At 28.7% G+C, this 19,241-nt stretch carries 19 protein-coding genes; 4 read left to right on the plus strand and 15 right to left on the minus strand.

The annotated features are described in order from the left end of the window. Positions 1-120: 120 nt before the first annotated feature. From ACTCCZ_RS00815 to ACTCCZ_RS00880, 14 genes are all read right to left on the minus strand, one after another. Positions 121-444, minus strand: a complete 324-nt coding sequence (locus ACTCCZ_RS00815) for an LmrA/YxaF family transcription factor (protein ID WP_079577305.1) — start codon at positions 442-444, stop codon at positions 121-123. Between the two features lie 2 nt (positions 445-446). Then, positions 447-1,253, minus strand: a complete 807-nt coding sequence (locus tag ACTCCZ_RS00820; protein ID WP_099334775.1) for a DnaJ domain-containing protein — start codon at positions 1,251-1,253, stop codon at positions 447-449. 85 nt (positions 1,254-1,338) lie between these two features. Further along, entirely contained in the window at positions 1,339-2,649 is a 1,311-nt protein-coding gene (locus tag ACTCCZ_RS00825) for an MFS transporter (RefSeq protein WP_079577306.1), read from the minus strand. A gap of 152 nt (positions 2,650-2,801) precedes the next feature. Next, positions 2,802-3,509 carry a 1-(5-phosphoribosyl)-5-[(5-phosphoribosylamino)methylideneamino]imidazole-4-carboxamide isomerase gene (gene hisA / locus ACTCCZ_RS00830; RefSeq protein ID WP_079577307.1) on the minus strand — a complete coding sequence of 236 codons (708 nt, stop codon included), beginning with the start codon at positions 3,507-3,509 and terminating at the stop codon, positions 2,802-2,804. 24 nt (positions 3,510-3,533) lie between these two features. After that, on the minus strand, positions 3,534-4,373 hold the full coding sequence (locus ACTCCZ_RS00835) for a TIGR01777 family oxidoreductase (RefSeq protein WP_079577308.1): 840 nt from the start codon (positions 4,371-4,373) through the stop codon (positions 3,534-3,536). A gap of 13 nt (positions 4,374-4,386) precedes the next feature. Next, positions 4,387-4,998: an imidazole glycerol phosphate synthase subunit HisH gene (gene hisH / locus ACTCCZ_RS00840; RefSeq protein ID WP_079577309.1), complete on the minus strand. Its 612-nt coding sequence runs from the start codon at positions 4,996-4,998 to the stop codon at positions 4,387-4,389. Positions 4,999-5,028: 30 nt separating this feature from the next. Beyond that, a complete protein-coding gene (locus ACTCCZ_RS00845) occupies positions 5,029-5,601 on the minus strand; it encodes a ComF family protein (RefSeq protein WP_079577310.1) in 573 nt (190 codons plus the stop codon). Between the two features lie 177 nt (positions 5,602-5,778). Then, positions 5,779-7,566 carry a translation elongation factor 4 gene (lepA, locus tag ACTCCZ_RS00850; RefSeq protein WP_079577311.1) on the minus strand — a complete coding sequence of 596 codons (1,788 nt, stop codon included), beginning with the start codon at positions 7,564-7,566 and terminating at the stop codon, positions 5,779-5,781. A 113-nt stretch (positions 7,567-7,679) separates the two neighbouring features. After that, positions 7,680-8,711 (minus strand): OmpA family protein, encoded by a 1,032-nt coding sequence (locus ACTCCZ_RS00855; RefSeq protein WP_079577312.1) that lies wholly within the window; start codon positions 8,709-8,711, stop codon positions 7,680-7,682. Between the two features lie 77 nt (positions 8,712-8,788). After that, positions 8,789-9,721: a ribose-phosphate pyrophosphokinase gene (locus ACTCCZ_RS00860; RefSeq protein WP_079577313.1), complete on the minus strand. Its 933-nt coding sequence runs from the start codon at positions 9,719-9,721 to the stop codon at positions 8,789-8,791. A gap of 189 nt (positions 9,722-9,910) precedes the next feature. Then, positions 9,911-10,945, minus strand: coding sequence for a tRNA 2-thiouridine(34) synthase MnmA (gene mnmA, locus ACTCCZ_RS00865; protein WP_079577314.1), 1,035 nt, complete (start codon positions 10,943-10,945; stop codon positions 9,911-9,913). 243 nt (positions 10,946-11,188) lie between these two features. Beyond that, a complete protein-coding gene (gene mnmA, locus ACTCCZ_RS00870) occupies positions 11,189-12,286 on the minus strand; it encodes a tRNA 2-thiouridine(34) synthase MnmA (protein ID WP_079577315.1) in 1,098 nt (365 codons plus the stop codon). 66 nt (positions 12,287-12,352) lie between these two features. Next, a complete protein-coding gene (gene folK, locus ACTCCZ_RS00875; RefSeq protein WP_079577316.1) occupies positions 12,353-12,847 on the minus strand; it encodes a 2-amino-4-hydroxy-6-hydroxymethyldihydropteridine diphosphokinase in 495 nt (164 codons plus the stop codon). A gap of 55 nt (positions 12,848-12,902) precedes the next feature. After that, positions 12,903-13,928, minus strand: coding sequence for a M24 family metallopeptidase (locus ACTCCZ_RS00880; RefSeq protein WP_079577317.1), 1,026 nt, complete (start codon positions 13,926-13,928; stop codon positions 12,903-12,905). Positions 13,929-13,994: 66 nt separating this feature from the next. Between ACTCCZ_RS00880 and aroQ the strand changes: the two genes are divergently transcribed. From aroQ to ACTCCZ_RS00900, 4 genes are all read left to right on the plus strand, one after another. After that, complete coding sequence (aroQ, locus tag ACTCCZ_RS00885) at positions 13,995-14,468, plus strand: type II 3-dehydroquinate dehydratase (protein WP_079577318.1); 474 nt, start codon at positions 13,995-13,997, stop codon at positions 14,466-14,468. Positions 14,469-14,473: 5 nt separating this feature from the next. After that, positions 14,474-15,697, plus strand: a complete 1,224-nt coding sequence (gene mqnF / locus ACTCCZ_RS00890; RefSeq protein WP_079577319.1) for an aminofutalosine deaminase family hydrolase — start codon at positions 14,474-14,476, stop codon at positions 15,695-15,697. Next, positions 15,690-16,574, plus strand: coding sequence for a signal peptide peptidase SppA (gene sppA / locus ACTCCZ_RS00895; protein WP_079577320.1), 885 nt, complete (start codon positions 15,690-15,692; stop codon positions 16,572-16,574). The genes mqnF and sppA overlap by 8 nt, the downstream gene beginning before the upstream one ends. Positions 16,575-16,730: 156 nt before the next feature. Continuing rightward, the gene (locus ACTCCZ_RS00900; protein ID WP_079577321.1) at positions 16,731-17,987 is read left to right on the plus strand and encodes a DEAD/DEAH box helicase; all 1,257 of its coding nucleotides are present in this window, start codon (positions 16,731-16,733) and stop codon (positions 17,985-17,987) included. A gap of 49 nt (positions 17,988-18,036) precedes the next feature. Here ACTCCZ_RS00900 and ACTCCZ_RS00905 read toward each other — a convergent pair whose 3' ends face one another. Further along, positions 18,037-19,239 carry an acetate/propionate family kinase gene (locus ACTCCZ_RS00905; RefSeq protein ID WP_079577322.1) on the minus strand — a complete coding sequence of 401 codons (1,203 nt, stop codon included), beginning with the start codon at positions 19,237-19,239 and terminating at the stop codon, positions 18,037-18,039. Positions 19,240-19,241: the final 2 nt, after the last annotated feature.

Below are 19,241 nucleotides of genomic sequence, written 5' to 3' on the forward strand. Positions count from 1 at the left end.
GCTGAAAGTAACATTTGCTCTTGGTGGAAGCTTTGCATTATTTCCTTTTATTTTTTTTATGTAATTCATAAACTCTCCTTAATCAAACAAACGATTGTTTGGTAAAATAGGCAAAAAAATTTAAACTTTTGTTAATAGGTTTTTTCCTATTTTTAAAAGTCTTTTTTTATTGTTTGTTAGATTGAACATAATAATAGAACCTTGTAAAGAACAAATATATTCATATGCTAAATCTTGTGCTTCATTTTTAGGGTATTTTTCTTCTAAAATTTTGGCTAAACAATCTTCCCAAGTTTTAAAATAATCTATTATAACTGTTTTATATACTTCATTTTGATTAGAAACTTCAGTTGCTAAATTTGCTAGTAAACAACCTCCATTACTATTTAAAAAGTATTCATCAGTTTTTTTAACTATTTTTTCTAACTTTTCTTTTAATGTCAAAATTAATTTTTATTTTCATCTTTTATAACTTGATAAGCTTGGTTTATCTTTTGTGTTTTTGCTGTTGCTTCTTCCATGTAGCTTTCATCTTTATCTTGTGAACTTATAATATCTGGATGGTATTTTCTAATTAATTTTCTATATGCTTTTTTTATAGTGTTCATATCATCACTTTGTTTTACTTCTAAAATCTCATAAGCTTCTTGCAAACTCATTGTTTCTTGCTTATTTTTCATCATATTTTCAAACTTATTAACAATCTCATCATATACACTAGGTTCTATATTTAGCTCTTGCATGATTTCATGTAAAACTTTTTTTTCATCTTGACTAATTCCACTATCTATATAAGCTAATTGAATTAAAAAACTCAAAAACTGTTTACGCTTAATAATACTACGACCTAATATTTTATTTAAAGCTTGAGCGATTTCTTTAGTATTTCCTTCTTTTTGTTTCTCTTCATTGAAAATCTCTTTCATTATAGCTCTTGCTTTTTCTTTTTCATTGAAAATTTTAGAGATATCATCAAACATCATACTAATTAGTTGTGCTTCAAGTTCTTGTACTCTTCCATCTGCTTTAGCAACTTTAGCAACAAGGGCAACAAAAAGCCCTAGTTGACTTTTTTCAAAAGACTCTTTTGATTTTACTAGCTTGTTTAACTCTCTTTTAGCATAAAATCTATATAGTTTAAATGCTATATATAAAGAAGCAATAATTGAAAGTGTTATAACTATATTTACTATAAATGCATAATAAAAGATTACTAAAAAGATTGCTAAATATATCCATTTTTTTAATTTCATTACTTATCCATTTTAAATTTAATTTTTAAGATTATATCTTTTTAACCTTATATTGTAGAAAATCTATTTATATTTTATTTGAGTCTTAATCTTCTTGTACTTCAGGAAGTTTATTTGCAAGATATATTGCTATAACTCCAATAATAGATAACAACAAAATGATTCCGCTAACTCCAATAAGTGAGCTTAATGTTCCAATCAATCCACTAAGTAGTAAAATAAAACCTATTAGTGTATTACTTACAGCTACATAATCAGTTCTTTTATTTCCTTGGGCCAAATCAACAATATAAGTTTTTCTTCCTATTCTTATACCTTGATAACCAATACTTAAAATAAAATAGATAATAGGCATAATCCAAATAATTGAAAAAAGTTCATCATAGAAAAAGTCTATAAAAACAACTACAAAACCAACACTTGTGGCAATAGTTGCTCCTATAATCATAACTTTTTTACTTGAAATATCAGAGAACTTACCCCAAAAATTTGCAGATAATAAATCAGCTAATCCACTAGAAAGTATAAAAAGACCTAATAAATAAGAGTTTGATTCAGAGTTTTGTTGAGCAATTATTACAAAAAATGGTGCAGATAATACAGAACATAAAAATAAAGCTCTTGTAATTACAAATAGTCTAAAAGGCTTATCTGTTTTTAAAATACCTAGTTTTGAAATAGCAACACTAAAAGCATTTCCACCACCATCTGTTTCTCCATCAAACTCTTTTATAAAAGCATAAACAATAGCTGCAAAAATCCAAAATAAGCCAGCTATTGAAAGAAGAATACTAAAGTTTTGTGATGAAAAAGGTTTTTCTCCATTTAGTAAAAAATATACACCCAAAACAACAACTAAAAGACCAGCAAGCATTGCTGAAAGACCATTTAAAGCTCCGCGCCTTGTTTTAGGAATAGTTTTTCCTAAAACATCTTTTGCAGCAACTGAACATAATCCCCTTGCTAAACTCATACCAACAAGAAGAGCAATAATAGCAAGACCTGCACTTAAACCTTGCATATTCCAAGCAACAATTGCAATACCAAACATACAAAGAGCTTGAATTAAAGAGCCTAAAGACCAAATCCATTTTCTAATAGGTAGTTTCCTAATATATGCTGCAATAAATAGTTGAGGTAAGAGTGAACCTGACTCTTTAATTGGAACTAAAAAGCTTATTAAATATAAAGGAGCACCAATACTTTGCATTATCCAAGGAAGTATAACTTTTGTATTAGCAACAGCATCTGCTAGTTTACTAAAAAAATAACTAATTATTGTAAGAAAAAAGTTACCAGGAACTACTTTACAAGCACTTTCATCAATTGCTTTACATACTCTTGCATCTTCTTCATTCGCAAGTTTTGAGTATAAGTTATCAATCTTTTTTTTCAAACTATTGCCTTTTTGATTTTATGAAATTTCTTATTAATAAAATAGAAAAAAGTAGGGCAATCCCTAGATTTATATAAAAGCCTTGCATATTAGAATCTTCATAAAAAGTGTAGGCTAAAGTATAAAATACTAGGGATATAATTAAGCACATATTATAATATTTTAAAAGCTTCTTCTAAATCTAAACTACCTTCATAAAAGGCTTTTCCTACAATAACACCAGCAATATTACCATTGTTTTTACAGTTTATAATATCAGAAATATCTTTTACGCCACCACTAGCAATAGTATCTACTTTACTAGCAAGTGCAATATCTTGTGTAAACTCTACATTTACTCCACAAAGCATACCATCTTTTGAAATATCTGTACAAATAATAGCTTCAACTCCAGCACTTGCAAACTCATTTGCTAAAGTTGTTGCTTTCATATTAGATACTTCTGCCCAACCCTCAACTGCAACCATTCCATCTTTTGCATCAATTCCAACTGCAATATTATATTTTGAAGCCATATCTTTAACAAATTGAGGATCTTTTACAGCAATTGATCCTAAAATTAATCTATCAACTCCAAGCTCTACATACATTTTGATAGTCTCTTCATCTCTAATTCCACCACCAAGTTCAATCTTTAAGTTGCAATTTTCTCTAATTTTTTTTATCTGTTCTAAATTTGCAGGTTTTCCAGCAAAGGCTCCATTTAAATCAACAATATGAACCCATTTGCTTCCAAGTTCTTCAAACCTTTTTGCCACTTGCCAAGGCTCATCTGAATAGATTTTTGCACTATCCATAAGCCCTTTACTCAATCTTACAGCTTTCCCATCTTTTAAATCAATCGCTGGTAATATATCCATATTAAATTTCTCTCCCTTTTTTAATTAAACCAAACTATCTACTGTTTCTTGTATATCTTTATATTTAAACTCAAATCCTAAATCTAATAATTTTTTAGGTACTGCATCTTGTCCATCTGTAAGTACTTTTGCACCTTCACTAAAAATTAACCTTAATGCAAACTCTGGAACTGGAAAAATTGTAGGCTTTTTAAGTGCTTTACCTAAAGCTCTTGTTAGACCTAAATTTGTTGTAGGTTTTGGTGCTGTTAGGTTAAATGTTGATGTTAAGTTATTGTCAATTACAAATTTATAAGCATTTAGTAAATCATCAATATGAATAAAAGAGAAAGCTTGTTTCCCACTTCCTATTATTCCCCCAAGACCAAGTTTAAAAGGAGTTAGCATTTTTGCAAAAGCTCCTCCTTTTTTACCTAATACTATACCAAATCTAAAAATCGATACATTTGTTTGAGCTTTATGTGCTTCTTCTTCCCATCTTTGACAAAGTTTTGATAAAAAATCATCTGAGTATTTACCATCTTCTGCATAAGTGTCTTTATTATCATAAATTCCAACAGCAGAAGTTGAAATAAGTAATTCAGGTTTTGTTTCCACACTATTTATAGCTTCTACTAAATTTGAAGTAGTGTTTATTCTACTTGAATAAAGTAGTTCCTTATACTCTTTTGTCCATCTATTTATGATATTTGCACCTGCTAAATTTATAACTATATTGCTTGATGATACTATATTTTGAAGTTCTTGTTTATTACTTAAAACCTCTCTATTTATAGCAACTACTTTATAACCTTGTTTTTCAAAGAAATTTTTAAGGGAAGTCCCTACAAACCCACTTGCACCTGTTATTGCTATAGTTTTCATAATATCTCCTTTATTATAATTTTATATTTATAAAGTTTTCAAGAATTTTTAATCCATTATCATGAGATTTTTCAGGGTGAGGCTGAAAACCAAAGATATTATCTTTATTTACAGCACTTGCAAACTCATATCCATAAGTTGTCTTACCTATGATATTTTCTTCACTTGTAACTGCATGATAAGAGTGTACAAAGTAAAGATAAGGGTTTTTTAAACCCTCAAAAAGTTTGTGTTGCTTATTTTCAATAGTGTTCCATCCCATATGTGGAATTTTGAAATCTTCATGCATTTTAGATTTGTCAAATTTTTCAATTTTTCCTTTGATTAACCCTAAACCCTCAGTGTGTCCAAACTCTTGTGAACTTTCAAAAAGTAGTTGCATCCCAAGACAAATTCCAATCATTGGTTTTCCACTTTTTGCAAACTCCATTACAGCCTCTTTCATGCCAGTTGAGTTTAGATGTTCCATAGCATCAGCAAAAGCCCCAACTCCTGGCAAGATGATTCTACTAAAGTTTTTTAACTCTTCTGGGTCTTTTATAATCGATGCTTTAGTATCCAAAAGATGGCAAGCATTATATACACTTGCAAGATTTCCCATATTATAATCAATAATTCCTATCACAATTTCGCCCTCTAAATAAAATAAATTATACTAAATTTTTGCATCAGCTAGGGTTAAAGAAAAGATAACTTGATTATTTTTTTTCTTTAAAACTTTTTTCGCTTCTAATATTGTAGCACCTGTTGTGATTAAATCATCACATATAATTGTTGTTTGATTATATAAATTTGATAGTTTGAAATTCCTTGGATTATCTTGTCTATATTTTAAATTTTTTCCTGCATATTTTACTTTATTTGTTGCTTTTAAGCAGTTTGTTTTTGCTTGTATATATTTTGATTGTAGATGTTTAGTTAGTATTGCAGTATGTGAAAACTCATGCCTTGTATGATCATCAATTGGTATTGCATAAACTTTATATTGAAAATCAAAATTTTGTGCAAATTTTTCAAAAGATAATTTTGCAAGTATATTATAAATTCTATCTCCATAAAAGTAGTATTTTGAGTTTATCAAATCTTCTATATCACTTAGAGCATAAAATGAGTAATTAAAAAAATTCTTATCAATTTCTCTTTTATGAAAAGAGGGTTCAAGATATTTTTCTTGGCAACTTTTACAAATAATAAGAAAAGATAGTTTTTCGCATGATATACATCTCATATAAAATAATACTATAAATTATTTAAAATAGTATTTAATTTATAGATAAAATTTGCTAAAGAGTGTTTTGATTTGCATAATGGGAAAAGTTTTTCAGAAGTTACTATATCTTTTGAGTTACCCTTTAAATAATAGTAAATAACAAGCAGTATATTATTCTACTGCTTGTTAAATTATTTAGATTTTAAGTACTGCCATAAAAGCTTCTTGAGGTACATTAACCTTACCAATAGCTTTCATTCTTTTCTTACCAGCTTTTTGCTTTTCTAAAAGCTTTCTTTTTCTTGTAATATCACCACCATAACATTTTGCAGTAACATTTTTTCCCATTGATTTTACAGTCTCTCTTGCAATAATTGTTGTTCCTATACTTGCTTGAACAGCAACTTCAAATAATTGTCTTGGAATTAACTCTTTTAATGCTTTAATAAACTCTCTTCCTCTTGCTACTGCTTTATCTTCTGGTACTATAATAGAAAGTGCATCTACAATATCTCCTGCAACTCTTACATCAAGTTTTTTAAGATTACCTGGTCTAAAACCTATTGGTTCATAATCAAAAGAGGCATAACCTTTTGAAGTAGATTTTAATTTGTCATAAAAATCCATTACTATTTCATTCATTGGAATATCATATTCAAGTAAAACTCTTTTACCTAAATAATCCATTTTTACTTGAATTCCTCTTTTTTCATTTACTAGTTTTATTACATTTCCTAAAAACTCATCAGGTACTAATATTGTTGCTTTTACATATGGTTCATAAATTGTTTCTATATAGTTTGGTTCTGGCAATTCTGATGGGTTTTGAATCTCAATTTTTTCTCCATCTTTTTTCTCAATTTGATATACAACAGTTGGTGCAGTTGCAATTAAATCAAGATTGAATTCTCTTTCAAGTCTTTCTTTTATTACTTCCATATGAAGCATTCCTAAAAATCCTGTTCTAAAACCACTTCCAAGTGCTGCTGAACTTTCAGGTTCAAATGAAATAGAAGAGTCATTTAATTGCAATTTAATAAGTGCTTCTCTTAAATCTTCAAACTTATCAGTTTCAATTGGATAAAGTCCTGCAAAAACAAATGGTTTAACAGGTTCAAATCCAGCAATTGGTTTTAATGTTGGATTTTTAGCATCTGTCATTGTATCACCAACTGCAATTCCATCAAGAGTTTTAAGTCCAAGAACTACAATACCAATCTCACCTGTTTGTATTTCATTTGTTTTTTCTCTTTTTATTGGATGAGGGTACATCAAATCAAGTACTGGATGTTCAACTTTTGTGTTCATCATCTTTAATACTTGACCTTTTTTAATACTTCCATCATAAACTCTTACAAGAGCTAGTGCACCAAGATAATTATCAAACCAAGAGTCATAAATAAGTGCTTTAGTAGGTGCATTTTCATCTCCATTTGGTGCAGGGACTCTTTCTACAATAGAATCAATTAACTCTTTTACACCAAGACCTGTTTTTGCACTAACTAAATTATGTTCTGTACAATCTAAACCAATAGCTTCTTCTGTCTCTTCTAATACTCTATCTGGATCAGCTGAGGGTAAATCTATTTTATTTACAACTGGAAGTAATTCTAAGTCATTATCAAGTGCAATATAAACATTTGCAATTGTTTGTGCTTCAACTCCTTGAGTTGAATCAACAATTAATAAAGCTCCCTCAGAAGAGGCTAAACTTCTACTAACTTCATATGAGAAATCAACGTGCCCTGGTGTGTCAATAAGATTAAGTATATATACTTCATTGTCTTTTACATACTTTAATCTAACACTTTGAGCTTTAATAGTAATACCACGCTCTTGCTCAATATCCATTGTGTCCATCATTTGAGCTGACAGTTCTCTATTTGTAACAGCTCCACACTCTTGGATTATTCTATCAGCAAGTGTTGATTTTCCATGGTCAATATGTGCAATAATACTAAAATTTCTAATGTTTTTCTGCAAAGTAGCATCCTATTTTATTATATTTTACGCGATTATATCTAAAGTAATGTTATGTAGTTATTAAGTTATTGTAGTTATTAAAAGATAGGTTTACCTATCTTTTAATTATATTTTTATTTTACGATTGTAGCTTCTACTCTTCTATTTTGAGCTCTACCTTCTTTTGTTGCATTAGTTGCAAGAGGTTTAGACTCACCATATCCATGCCATTTTAATCTTTTTGCATCGATATTATATGCTTTTAATGCATTAACTGTTGAAGCTGCTCTTCTTTCAGATAATTTTTGGTTATATTTTTCTGTACCAATTGAATCTGTATGTGCTTCAATTTTTGCTTTTGTTGATGGGAATGATTTCATAAACTCTGCAAATTTTTTGATTTTTGACTCATATGAGTTATTAATTTTTGCACTATCAAAAGCAAAGTTAATATTTAAATCTGTTTTTAAAGAACAACCTTTTTCATCTACAAAATCACCTTTTGGTGTATTTGGGCATTGATCTTTTGAATCAACTACTCCATCATTGTCACTGTCTAGTTCTACTTTTTTAGCTTGAACTTCTTTTTTAGGTTCTGGTTGAACTTCTTGTTTTACAGGCTCTTGTTTTGTTACATTTGTAGCTTTTTTCCCAAATGGAATTGCTAAACCAAAAGTATAAAGTAAACTATTGTCTCCATGATCAGTTTCAATCATATGTCTTACATCTGTTTTAAATACTAAATCATCACTGATGTTATATCTTAAACCTACACCATAGTTACCAAATAGTCCTGTTTCATTTTTATATGCTTCATGTCCAAATACTTCAACACCAGCACCTATTAAAGTATATAGTGAAGTATTAGTTGTAAGATCATAGTTTTTGATTACATTTGTAAAGATTCTTGAGATTGAAGTATCTCCACCTTTATCATAATCAACATCACCTAAACTTCTTAAAAATCCTAGTTCTATTTGATCAAACATGCTTTCTTCAAGATTAAATCCTAAACTTAATCCACCAACTCCATAGTGATCATCAAGAGTAGTATTTCCCTCAGTTACAACTCCACCAACTAATGGAGTTACTTCATATTTGTAAGAACTATCTGCTGCAAACATTAAGCTTGCACATAATACTGTTGATAATAGTACTTTTTTCATAATTTTCCTTGTTTAATTGTTTCTTATACTATAATAGCAAAAACTTAATGATAATGCATTTAATTGTTCATATTAACTTAATATTTAAAAATTGAGTTAACTGATTCATTATTATGAATTCTTTTAATTGTTTCTCCAATAATTTCTGATGCAGTTAAAACTGTAATTTTATCTGATTTTTGTTTTGCAGGGATTGTGTCTGAGATTACAAGTTCATCTAAAACACCATTTTCAATTCTTTCATATGCTGGACCACTTAATACTCCATGTGTACAACATGCCATAACTGATGTTGCACCTCTTTTTTTAAGTGCTTCTGCTGCTTTAACTAAAGTTCCAGCAGTATCAACCATATCATCAACTAAAATTACATCTTTACCATTTACATCACCAATGATATTCATAACTTCTGCAACATTAGCTTGTTCTCTTTTTTTATCTACAATTACTAAGTCATAGTCAAGTTTATTTGCGTAACTTCTAGCTCTAGCAACACCACCAATATCTGGACTTGCAATAATTGGATTGGCTAATTTTTTCGACCTAATATATTCTACAAACATAATTGAACCAAATAAATTATCAACTGGAACATTAAAAAAACCTTGAATTTGTGCAGCATGTAAATCAATAGTGATTACTCTGTGTATTCCAGCTTTTTCTAATAAATCAGCAACTAATTTTGCAGAAATAGGAACTCTTGGAGCAGCTTTTCTATCTTGTCTTGCATATCCATAGTATGGTATTACAGCTGAAATTGACTTTGCACTAGATCTTTTTAATGCATCAATCATAATTAATAGCTCCATTAAGTTATCATTTGCAGGAGCACTTGTTGGTTGAATTATAAATACATCTTGTCCTCTTACACTTTCTGTAACTTGAACAGAAATTTCTCCATCACTAAATTTATTTAGCTTAGCTTCACCAATTGGTTCTTTTAAGTATTCTCCAACTTTCTTGGCAAAATCAGGATTAGCTGAGCCACTAAAAAGTTTAAAACATGACATTATTTTTTTCCTTGTGTTGAGTATTTGTTTATTGCGATTTTATCTAAATAGTTCTTACATTGAATTTATATGTATATATAAAAAAAATTTACTTACTAAAAATTTGAGATTTAAGTGTTATTTTAAGGTGTTTTGTAATTTTTTCATATAATTCAAAAGAGGGTGGTTTCTCTTTTAAATTACACAATATTATTTAAAAGCTTTTGTAATCCAAGCACTTCCAATAACTTTTTCATCTATATAAAATACTGCTAATTGACCAGTTGCAACTCCAAATGCTGAATTTTTAAGTTTAATAGTTGCTCTATCATCTTTAATACTTACTTCACAAGGAAGTAAATGGCTTCTATATCTTAATTTTACACCACATTTAAAGTTTGTATCATCAACATACATATTTAAATTATTTGCTTCAACTGTATTTATTTCTAATGACTCTTTTTTTCCAACAATTATAGTATTATCTTTTGCATTTAAAGATTTTACAAAATGTGGTTCATGTGCACCATGAACAGTAAATCCTCTTCTTTTGCCAATAGTATAATGCATATAACCTTTGTGCGTTCCTACTTCATTTCCCTCTTCATCAAATACAATACCTGGTTGATCTATGTTTGCATGTTTTTTAATAACATCAGTATAGACTGTATCTACAAAACAAATCTCTTGTGATTCATTTTTTTCTGTAATTTTTTTATAAACATCACCTAGTTTTGCACCAAATTTTATAATATCTTCTTTTTTATATGTACTCATGGGAAACATCATAAAAGGTAATGCTTCTTTATCAACTTGTGAAAGGAAATAACTTTGATCTTTTGTTTTATCATCAGCTTCATAAATAAACTTACCATCAGTTTTTGCATAATGTCCTGTTGCTAAATATGAAGCATTATGCTCTTTTGCAAAATCTAACATTTTTCCAAATTTAATTTGTCTATTGCACTTAACACATGGATTAGGTGTAGTTCCTTCTAAATATGAATTTACAAAATAGTCATAAACTTCTTTTGTAAAATCTTTTGTAATATCTAATATATGGTATTTAATACCAAGGTGCTTTGCAACATTATCTATGTAACTGATATTTGACTCATGATATCCATCTGTTCTATTATGAAGTTTTAAATAAACACCCTCTACCTCATAGCCCTCTTTTTGTAACATGTAAGCAGTAACTGATGAATCAATACCACCACTCATTCCAACCATGACTTTTTTCATATTCTACCTTTAAAATTTTCTATTTTGAAACTATAAATTTAATAAAGGAATAATCACTGATTCTATATTGCCTAATTTATAAAGAACTAGAGTCCTTCATATTATAATTAATGTGATATTTAATTTTTGGTTTTAGGCGTATCTTGAAAGGATCGCTTTCTTCCGTATATAAGTTATAATCTTTACATGAATTTAGTAGAAGTTGATCTTGTAAAGATTATAAAAAAGTGAGATTATAGCATATTAATTGTAATTACTGATAAATCCGCCACCTAAACAATAATCACCATCATATAAAACAAGACTTTGTCCTAAAGTTACAGCTCTTTGAGGTTTGTCAAATTCAACAACTACTTTATCATCACTAACTTGTGTTACTGTACAAGCTTGTTTTTGTTGACGATAACGAATTTGTGCCATTAGTTTATCTCCAACTTTAACAGGCTCTTCAAGTACCCAATGCATATGACTAGCTTCAACACTTTTACTCATAAGTAAAGGATGATTTGTATCTTGCACAATTGTTAATGTATTGTTTTCAAGGTCTTTTTTTGCTACATACCAAGGTTTATGAATATGGTTTTCACCTTCAGTCTCTTTAATACCTCCAACACCAATACCTTTTCTTTGCCCTAATGTATAACAAATAAGCCCTTTGTGTTTTCCTATTACATTTTCATTTTCATCTATAATATCACCAGGAATAGCTTTTAAATGTTGTGTGATGAATTCATCAAATCTTTGATTTCCAATAAAACAAATACCAGTACTATCTTTTTTATCACTTACTGGTAAATTGTGTTCTTTTGCTATTTCTCTTACTTCTTTTTTAGTTAAATCTGCAAGGGGAAACATAGCTTGTGATAATTGTTCACTTGATAGTGCATGCAAAAAATAGCTTTGATCTTTAGTATTATCTTTTGGTGTGTCTAAAACATAATGGTCTTTATATTTAGCTATTTTAGCATAGTGTCCAGTGGCAATAAAATCTGCACCCATTTTTTTAGCTTCATTTAAAAATACATTAAATTTAATTTCACGATTACATAATATATCTGGATTTGGTGTAAGACCTTTTTTTAAACCTTCTAAAAATACATCAAATACTTTAGTTTTATACTCTTCAACGAAATCTTTACCTTTTACTTCAATTCCTATTAATTCACCTACTTTTTTAGCATCTTCAAACTCTATACGATTAGGACACTGGCTACCTTTAATTCCATACTCCCAATTACGCATAAATAGGCCTTGTACTTCATAACCTTGCTTTTTTAATAGTAAAGCAGTAACTGATGAATCAACACCACCAGACATTCCTACAACTACTTTTTTTTTCATTTTCTACCTTCTTTAAAATAATTGAACAAGAGGTGCTATTTTAAAACTTATATTTAACTCTTTGTTCTATTTTGTTTTTAATTTATTCATATATTTTAAAGGAATAATCACTGATTCTCTATTTGCCCAATCTTTGTGAGGAACAATAAGTTTTTGGGTATTAATTATTTTATTATCAAAAAAGATAATATCAATATCCAAGGTTCTAGGCGCATCTTGAAAGGATCGCTTTCTTCCCAATCTATTCTCTAACCTTTGCATATTTTTTAAAAAATCATTTGGAGCGAGGTTAGTTTTAAGCTCAATTATACCATTTAAAAAATTATTTTGATTTAAAAAACCAAATGGTGGATTTAAAAGTAAAGGACTAGTCATTATTATATCAAATCTTGTATCAGCTTTTAAATATAAGAATAACTTATCAAATCTTTTTTTTACATTACCTATATTCCCCCCAATACCAATAGTAACAAGATATTTTTTGTCTGAATTAACCTTTTTATTGTATGGAAAATTACTTGTATAAAATAGTGTTAAATTATCATCTAATTTTTTTAACATTTTGCTCCTAAATATAAAATTGAGTAAAAAAGTCAAGTTTTAAAAAACTTGATTTTTATAAAATTACTGCTTTTCCATCAATCATGGCAACAGTATCTTCTATTCTTACTCCAAACTCATTTGGCAAATAAATTCCAGGTTCAATAGTAAAGACCATATTATTTTCGATTATTGTATCTGCTTTTGATGTAATCATTGGAAATTCATGTATGTCAAGTCCTACTCCATGTCCAGTACTATGAACAAAATATTTCCCATAACCAGCTTTTGTTATTACATCTCTTGCTAATGCATCTATTTTAGAAGCTTTCATCCCAACTTTTGCATTTTTAATAGCAGTTTGTTGAGCTTTGTATACTAAATCATATATTTTTTGATGTTTTTTATTTTTGAATTTTTGTTCCCTTTTAAAATTAAAACTTTCAAAGTCCACATAAGAAGTACAAGTTCTATCTGAACAATACCTTTTATATTTTATTCCCGCATCAACTAAAAGCAAATCATGTAGTTTTAATCTTTTTTTAGTTGGTAGTGCATGAGGTTTTGCTGCATTTTCATTTATTGCAAGTATTGGTTCAAAACTTAAATTATATTTACCTTGTTGACTCATTTTTTCTATTGCTTTAAAATTTAAAAATTCTTCTTTTTGATTGTAAGCATTTTTTCTTATATACTTAGCAAGAGTTTTAAAACCTTCTCTTCCTAATTTAGCTGCTTTACTTAATATTGCAATTTCATCATCTGTTTTTATGATTCTTTTGAGTTTTGAAAAATTTGCTTCTTGAATAAACTCAATATCTAAATCTTGTACTAACTCAGAATATGCAAAATATGTAAAATCATTTGGATCAAATGTTAACTTTTTAATTTTGCTATCTTTTAAAAGAACTTTGGCAGTTTGGAATAAATCTCTTGATTCAACAACTGTACAATTGTAAGCATACTCTTTTGCTTCAAGTACATATCTAGCATCAGTTAGAAAAAACTTCTCACTTCCTAGACTTATAAAAATAACATTATCACATGAAAAACCGCACTCGTAGTAGATTGCATTTTCATTTCTTAGTATATAATTTTTCATAACTCATCTTTCATTAACGTAAATTTTAATATAATCTTATCAAAATTTTATAAAAGGAAATATAATATGAAAATTGCAGTAATTCAAGGACCAAATTTAAATATGTTAGGTGTAAGAGAACAGCATATTTATGGACCTATGACTTTAGAGCAAATCCATGAGCAAATGAAATCAAGTGCTCAACAAAATAATGTAGAATTGGAATTTTTTCAATCAAACCTTGAGGGTGAGATAGTTGATAAGATACAAGAGTGTTTAGGAGAAGTTGATGGAATTATTATTAACCCAGCTGCATATTCTCACACTTCAATTGCAATCAAAGATGCTTTAAGCGCAGTTAGTTTGCCAGTTGTAGAAGTACACATTTCAAATATATATAAAAGAGAAGAGTTTAGACAAAAATCTATTACAGCTGGTGCATCAACAGGAGTTATTTCTGGATTTGGCCCATTTGGATATCATTTAGCATTAATTTCATTAATGCAAATTGTTTCAGAAGTAAAAGCAGTTCAAGAAGCAAATGACGCAAAAGAACAGTAATTATTATGAAAATAATAGCTGCAAAGTGGATAGTTACTTGTGATGAAAACGATAGTATCATAGAAGATGGTGCTATTGTTTATGATAAAACAATAAAAGAGATTGATACTTTTGAAAATATTTCAAAAAAATATCCAAATGAAATAATTGAAAAATTAGAAGATAACTCTGTTTTAATGCCAGGTCTTATAAACACTCACGTTCACTTAGAATTTAGTTCAAATACAACAACTTTAAAATATGGTAATTTCATGTTATGGCTTAATTCTGTTATTGCTTCAAGGGATGAACTTGTACAAAAAGCAACAACAAAATTAATATCAAAAAAACTAGAAATGATGAAAAAAAGTGGTACAACAACTATTGGAGCAATTTCTTCATATGGATTTGAATTAGAAGCTTGTTTAAATTCACCTTTAAACACGGTTTTTTTCAATGAAGTAATAGGTAGCAAAGCAGATATGATTGATACTTTGTTTAATGATTTTAAAGCAAGGTTACAAAAATCTGAAGATAAAAAAAGTGAAAAGTTTTTTCCAGCAATTGCCATTCATTCTCCTTATTCAGTACATCCATTTTTAATAAGAGAAACTTTAAATATAGCAAAGCAAAAAGATTATCCTGTTAGTGCACATTTTTTAGAATCAATTGAAGAGTATGATTGGTTGCATAAAGATGAAGGTGGTTTTTTAGACTTTTTTAAAAACTTTTTAGGTGAAGAAAAAGCTGTTACAAAGCCAATGAGATTTTTAGAACAGTTTAAAGGATTAAAAAATTTATCATTTACACATTGTGTTGAAGCAAGTAATGATGATTTAAATAAAATTGAAGAGTTAAATGCAACAATAAATCATTGTGTTACATCAAATAGAGTTTTAAACAATACTAAACTTGATTTGCGAAAATTGGATAATATTAATTTTTCAATAGGAACAGATGGTTTAAGTTCAAATAACTCTTTATCTATGTTTGATGAACTTAGAAATGTGCTTATGATGCATAGTGAATTTGAGATAAATAGTTTTGCAAAAAAAATTCTAAAAGCAGCAACTATTAATGGTGCAAAGGCTTTAGGCTTAAATAAAGGTATTTTAGCAAAAAATAAAGATTCAGATATAATTGCTATAAAACTTCCAGATGCTATAAAGCATAAAGAAGATATATCAACTCACATAATACTACATACAAAATACGTGAAAAAAACTATAATAAGGGGAATTGATGCGTGATTTTTTTAGATTCATGTTTTCACCAATAATTGCTATTTTAGACTTTGTTACTAAATATTTTAAAACAATTGTTTTTTTAACAATAATGTATTTTATTGTATTTGATGCAAATGATTCAACAATGAATAATATGCAAACAGCAAATTTACAAAAAATTGAGTTAAGTGGTCCAATTATGGACTCAACAAAAGTTTTAGAGCAAGTAAATCAAGCAAAAGAAGACAATAATATAAAAGGTGTACTTTTTGTAGTTAACTCACCTGGTGGAGCAGTTGCTCCCTCAGTTGAAATTGCATATGCAATAAAAGAGCTAAAAGAGTTAAAACCAGTTGTAGCATATGCAAGTGGAGTTATGGCAAGTGGAAGTTATTATGCTTCAATTTGGGCAAATAAAATTATTGCAAATCCAGGAAGTATGGTAGGTTCAATTGGAGTTATTTTTCAAGGTGCAAATGTAGAAGAACTTATGCAAAAAATTGGAGTTAAAACTCAAACTGTTAAGATTGGTAAATACAAAGAAGCTGGAACACCTACAAGAGCATGGGAAAACTTTGAAAAAGCAGAGTTAGAAAAAGTTATAGATGATACATATGATATGTTTATAACAGATGTAAGTAGTGCAAGAGGACTTAAAAAAGCAAATCATAAAGAGTTTGCTGATGCACATATTTTTACTGCAAGACAAGCAAAAGCAGTAAAATTAGTTGATGAGGTAGCTACACTATCTTTTGCACAAGATGAGCTTATAAAAATATCAAAAGTTTCAACACCTATATGGAAAAAACAAGATAAGTTTGATAAGTTTATTGATAAAGTTATAAATCAAGCAGTTACAAACTTTTCTATTAGATTTATGGATGGTTTAAAAGCTTATTAATTAAATTTTAAAAGACAAAGAAAAGATAAAATTGAAAAATTTATCTTTTCTTTAATAATTGTGATATAATACACAAAAACCATAGTAACTAACCTATATATTCTTCATAAAACACGAATAATTTTACTTGAATTACTAAGATACCAAAGGTCACATATGTCATTTTCACAATTAGGATTGAATCCTAATATTTTAAAAGCAGTAAAAGAGCAAGGCTATACAAGCCCAACTCCAATACAAAAAGAATCAATACCAGTTATACTAAATCATAAAGATGTTTTAGCAGCTGCACAAACAGGTACTGGTAAAACAGCCGCATTTACTCTTCCATTATTAGAAAAAATGAGTCAAAAACCCAATAAAAAAGGGCAAAAATCTTATATAAAAGCATTGATTTTAGCACCTACAAGAGAGTTAGCCTTACAAGTTTCTGAAAATATACAAACTTATAGTAAGTATCTTTCTTTGAAAACAGCAGTTATATTTGGTGGAGTTGGAATAAGTCCACAAAAAGCAAGTTTGCGAAAAGGTGTTGATATTGTTATTGCAACACCAGGTAGGCTATTAGATCACATGTCACAAAAAACAATAGACTTATCAAGAGTTGAATTTTTAGTTCTTGATGAAGCAGATAGAATGTTGGATATGGGATTTATTCATGATATTAAAAAAGTTGTTGCAAGTATCCCAAATAAAAGACAAACACTTCTTTTTTCAGCTACTTTTTCACCTGAAATTAAAAAATTATCAAATTCATTTTTAGATAATCCCAAATTAATTGAAGTTGCAAGAAGCAATGCTTTATCAGAGCAAGTTTCACAAGTTGTTCATTATGTACAAAAAGATAAGAAAAAAAATCTTTTAGCCTTTTTAATACATACTCAAAAATGGAATCAAGTTTTAGTTTTTACAAGAACAAAACATGGTGCAAATAAGTTAAGTGAATTTTTAAATAAAAGTAATATTCCATCATTAGCAATTCATGGAAATAAATCACAAGGGGCAAGAACAAGTGCTCTAAGTAATTTTAAATCAAAAAAAATAAGGGTTTTAGTAGCTACTGATATTGCAGCAAGAGGTATTGATATTGAACTTTTACCCCATGTTGTAAATTTTGAATTGCCAAATGTTCCTGAAGATTATGTTCATAGAATAGGAAGAACAGGTAGAGCAGGGAATAATGGTATTGCTTTATCTTTAGTTTGCGATGAAGAGAGTCAATATTTAAAAGATATTGAAAGACTTACAAAAATATCTATTCCTGTAAAAGATATTGAAGGCTTTACTGTTCCTTTATTAAAAAAAGTTAATAAAAAAAGTGATAGTAAAAATAGAACTAATAGAAGAGAATCAAATAGAAAAACTACAACTAATCATCGTAGAAGTACAAGAAGTAGAAATAGTAGTAGATAAAAGAAGCAAGGCTAAAATGCCTTACCTCTTTTTGTGAAGTATATTTGTTCTATTTTTCAAGTCCAGATACAATTTTATATGTGTCATTTGCAATAACAAACTCTTCGTTTGTTGGAATAACAAAAATTCTAGCAGCAGAACTATTTGTTGCAATATCTCTAGCTTTGTTTGATTTTTTATTATTTTTAGTAGGATCAATATTTAATCCCATTCCATCAAGTCCAGCACATACTATTTCTCTTATTAAAGCAGAATTCTCCCCAATTCCACCTGTGAAACATAATGCATCTATCCCATCAAGTGCAGCAACATATGAACCAACATATTTTTTAATATTATAAGCAACCATATCAACAGCTAACCTACATTTATCGTCACCTTCTTGCATACCATCAAGAACTTCTCTTAAATCAGAAGATTTTCCAGAAATCCCTAAAATTCCAGATTTTTTATTCATCAAATCAAGTGTTTCATTTATTGTCATTCCTTCTTGACTCATCATAAATGAGATAGCACCAGCACCAACATCTCCAGCTCTTGTTCCCATCATAAGACCTTGAACAGGAGTAAGACCCATTGATGTATCTATACATTTTCCATCTAATACAGCAGATACAGATGAACCATTTCCTAAGTGGCATACAATAATTCTTGTATTATGTTTTTTATCTAACATTCCCCTTGCTTCATTTGAAACAAAATAGTGAGATGTTCCATGAAAACCATATTTTCTAATACCATGTTTTGTATATTGGTCATATGGTAAAGCATACATATAAGCATAATCTGGCATTGTTTGATGAAATGCTGTATCAAATACTGCAACATTTGGAATACCAGGCATTAGTTGTTGACAAATTTCCATACCCATAATATTAGCAGGATTATGTAAAGGAGCTAATGGAATAAGTTTTTTCATTGCATCAATTACTTTATCAGTAACCATAACAGACGATGCAAACTCTTCTCCACCATGAACGGCTCTATGTCCTATTGCTTCAATATCATTAATTGAATCAATTACTTTACCCTCACCATCAGTTAATGTTCTTAACACAAGTTCAATAGCCTCTTTATGTGTAGGCATTGAAACATCAATTTTTAATTTTTGATCATTTCCAAACTCATGTTTTAAAACACCATCAATCCCAATTCTTTCGCAAATTCCAGCTGCTAGTACATCTTTTGTTATTGGATTCATTAATTGATACTTTAATGATGAACTCCCTGCGTTTAAAATAAATACATTCATTT

Source organism: Malaciobacter sp. (assembly GCF_055140965.1).

Excerpts from the sequence above, each read along its gene's own strand:
- ACTCCZ_RS00880 (WP_079577317.1), bottom strand. The coding sequence starts at position 13,928 with ATGAAAAATTATATACTAAGAAATGAAAATGCAATCTACTACGAGTGC.
- ACTCCZ_RS00855 (WP_079577312.1), bottom strand. The coding sequence starts at position 8,711 with ATGAAAAAAGTACTATTATCAACAGTATTATGTGCAAGCTTAATGTTT.
- mqnF (WP_079577319.1), top strand. The coding sequence starts at position 14,474 with ATGAAAATAATAGCTGCAAAGTGGATAGTTACTTGTGATGAAAACGAT.
- ACTCCZ_RS00835 (WP_079577308.1), bottom strand. The coding sequence starts at position 4,373 with ATGAAAACTATAGCAATAACAGGTGCAAGTGGGTTTGTAGGGACTTCC.
- mnmA (WP_079577314.1), bottom strand. The coding sequence starts at position 10,945 with ATGAAAAAAGTCATGGTTGGAATGAGTGGTGGTATTGATTCATCAGTT.
- hisA (WP_079577307.1), bottom strand. The coding sequence starts at position 3,509 with ATGGATATATTACCAGCGATTGATTTAAAAGATGGGAAAGCTGTAAGA.
- ACTCCZ_RS00905 (WP_079577322.1), bottom strand. The coding sequence starts at position 19,239 with ATGAATGTATTTATTTTAAACGCAGGGAGTTCATCATTAAAGTATCAA.
- sppA (WP_079577320.1), top strand. The coding sequence starts at position 15,690 with ATGCGTGATTTTTTTAGATTCATGTTTTCACCAATAATTGCTATTTTA.
- aroQ (WP_079577318.1), top strand. The coding sequence starts at position 13,995 with ATGAAAATTGCAGTAATTCAAGGACCAAATTTAAATATGTTAGGTGTA.
- ACTCCZ_RS00820 (WP_099334775.1), bottom strand. The coding sequence starts at position 1,253 with ATGAAATTAAAAAAATGGATATATTTAGCAATCTTTTTAGTAATCTTT.
- ACTCCZ_RS00845 (WP_079577310.1), bottom strand. The coding sequence starts at position 5,601 with ATGAGATGTATATCATGCGAAAAACTATCTTTTCTTATTATTTGTAAA.
- mnmA (WP_079577315.1), bottom strand. The coding sequence starts at position 12,286 with ATGAAAAAAAAAGTAGTTGTAGGAATGTCTGGTGGTGTTGATTCATCA.
- ACTCCZ_RS00900 (WP_079577321.1), top strand. The coding sequence starts at position 16,731 with ATGTCATTTTCACAATTAGGATTGAATCCTAATATTTTAAAAGCAGTA.
- ACTCCZ_RS00860 (WP_079577313.1), bottom strand. The coding sequence starts at position 9,721 with ATGTCATGTTTTAAACTTTTTAGTGGCTCAGCTAATCCTGATTTTGCC.
- folK (WP_079577316.1), bottom strand. The coding sequence starts at position 12,847 with ATGTTAAAAAAATTAGATGATAATTTAACACTATTTTATACAAGTAAT.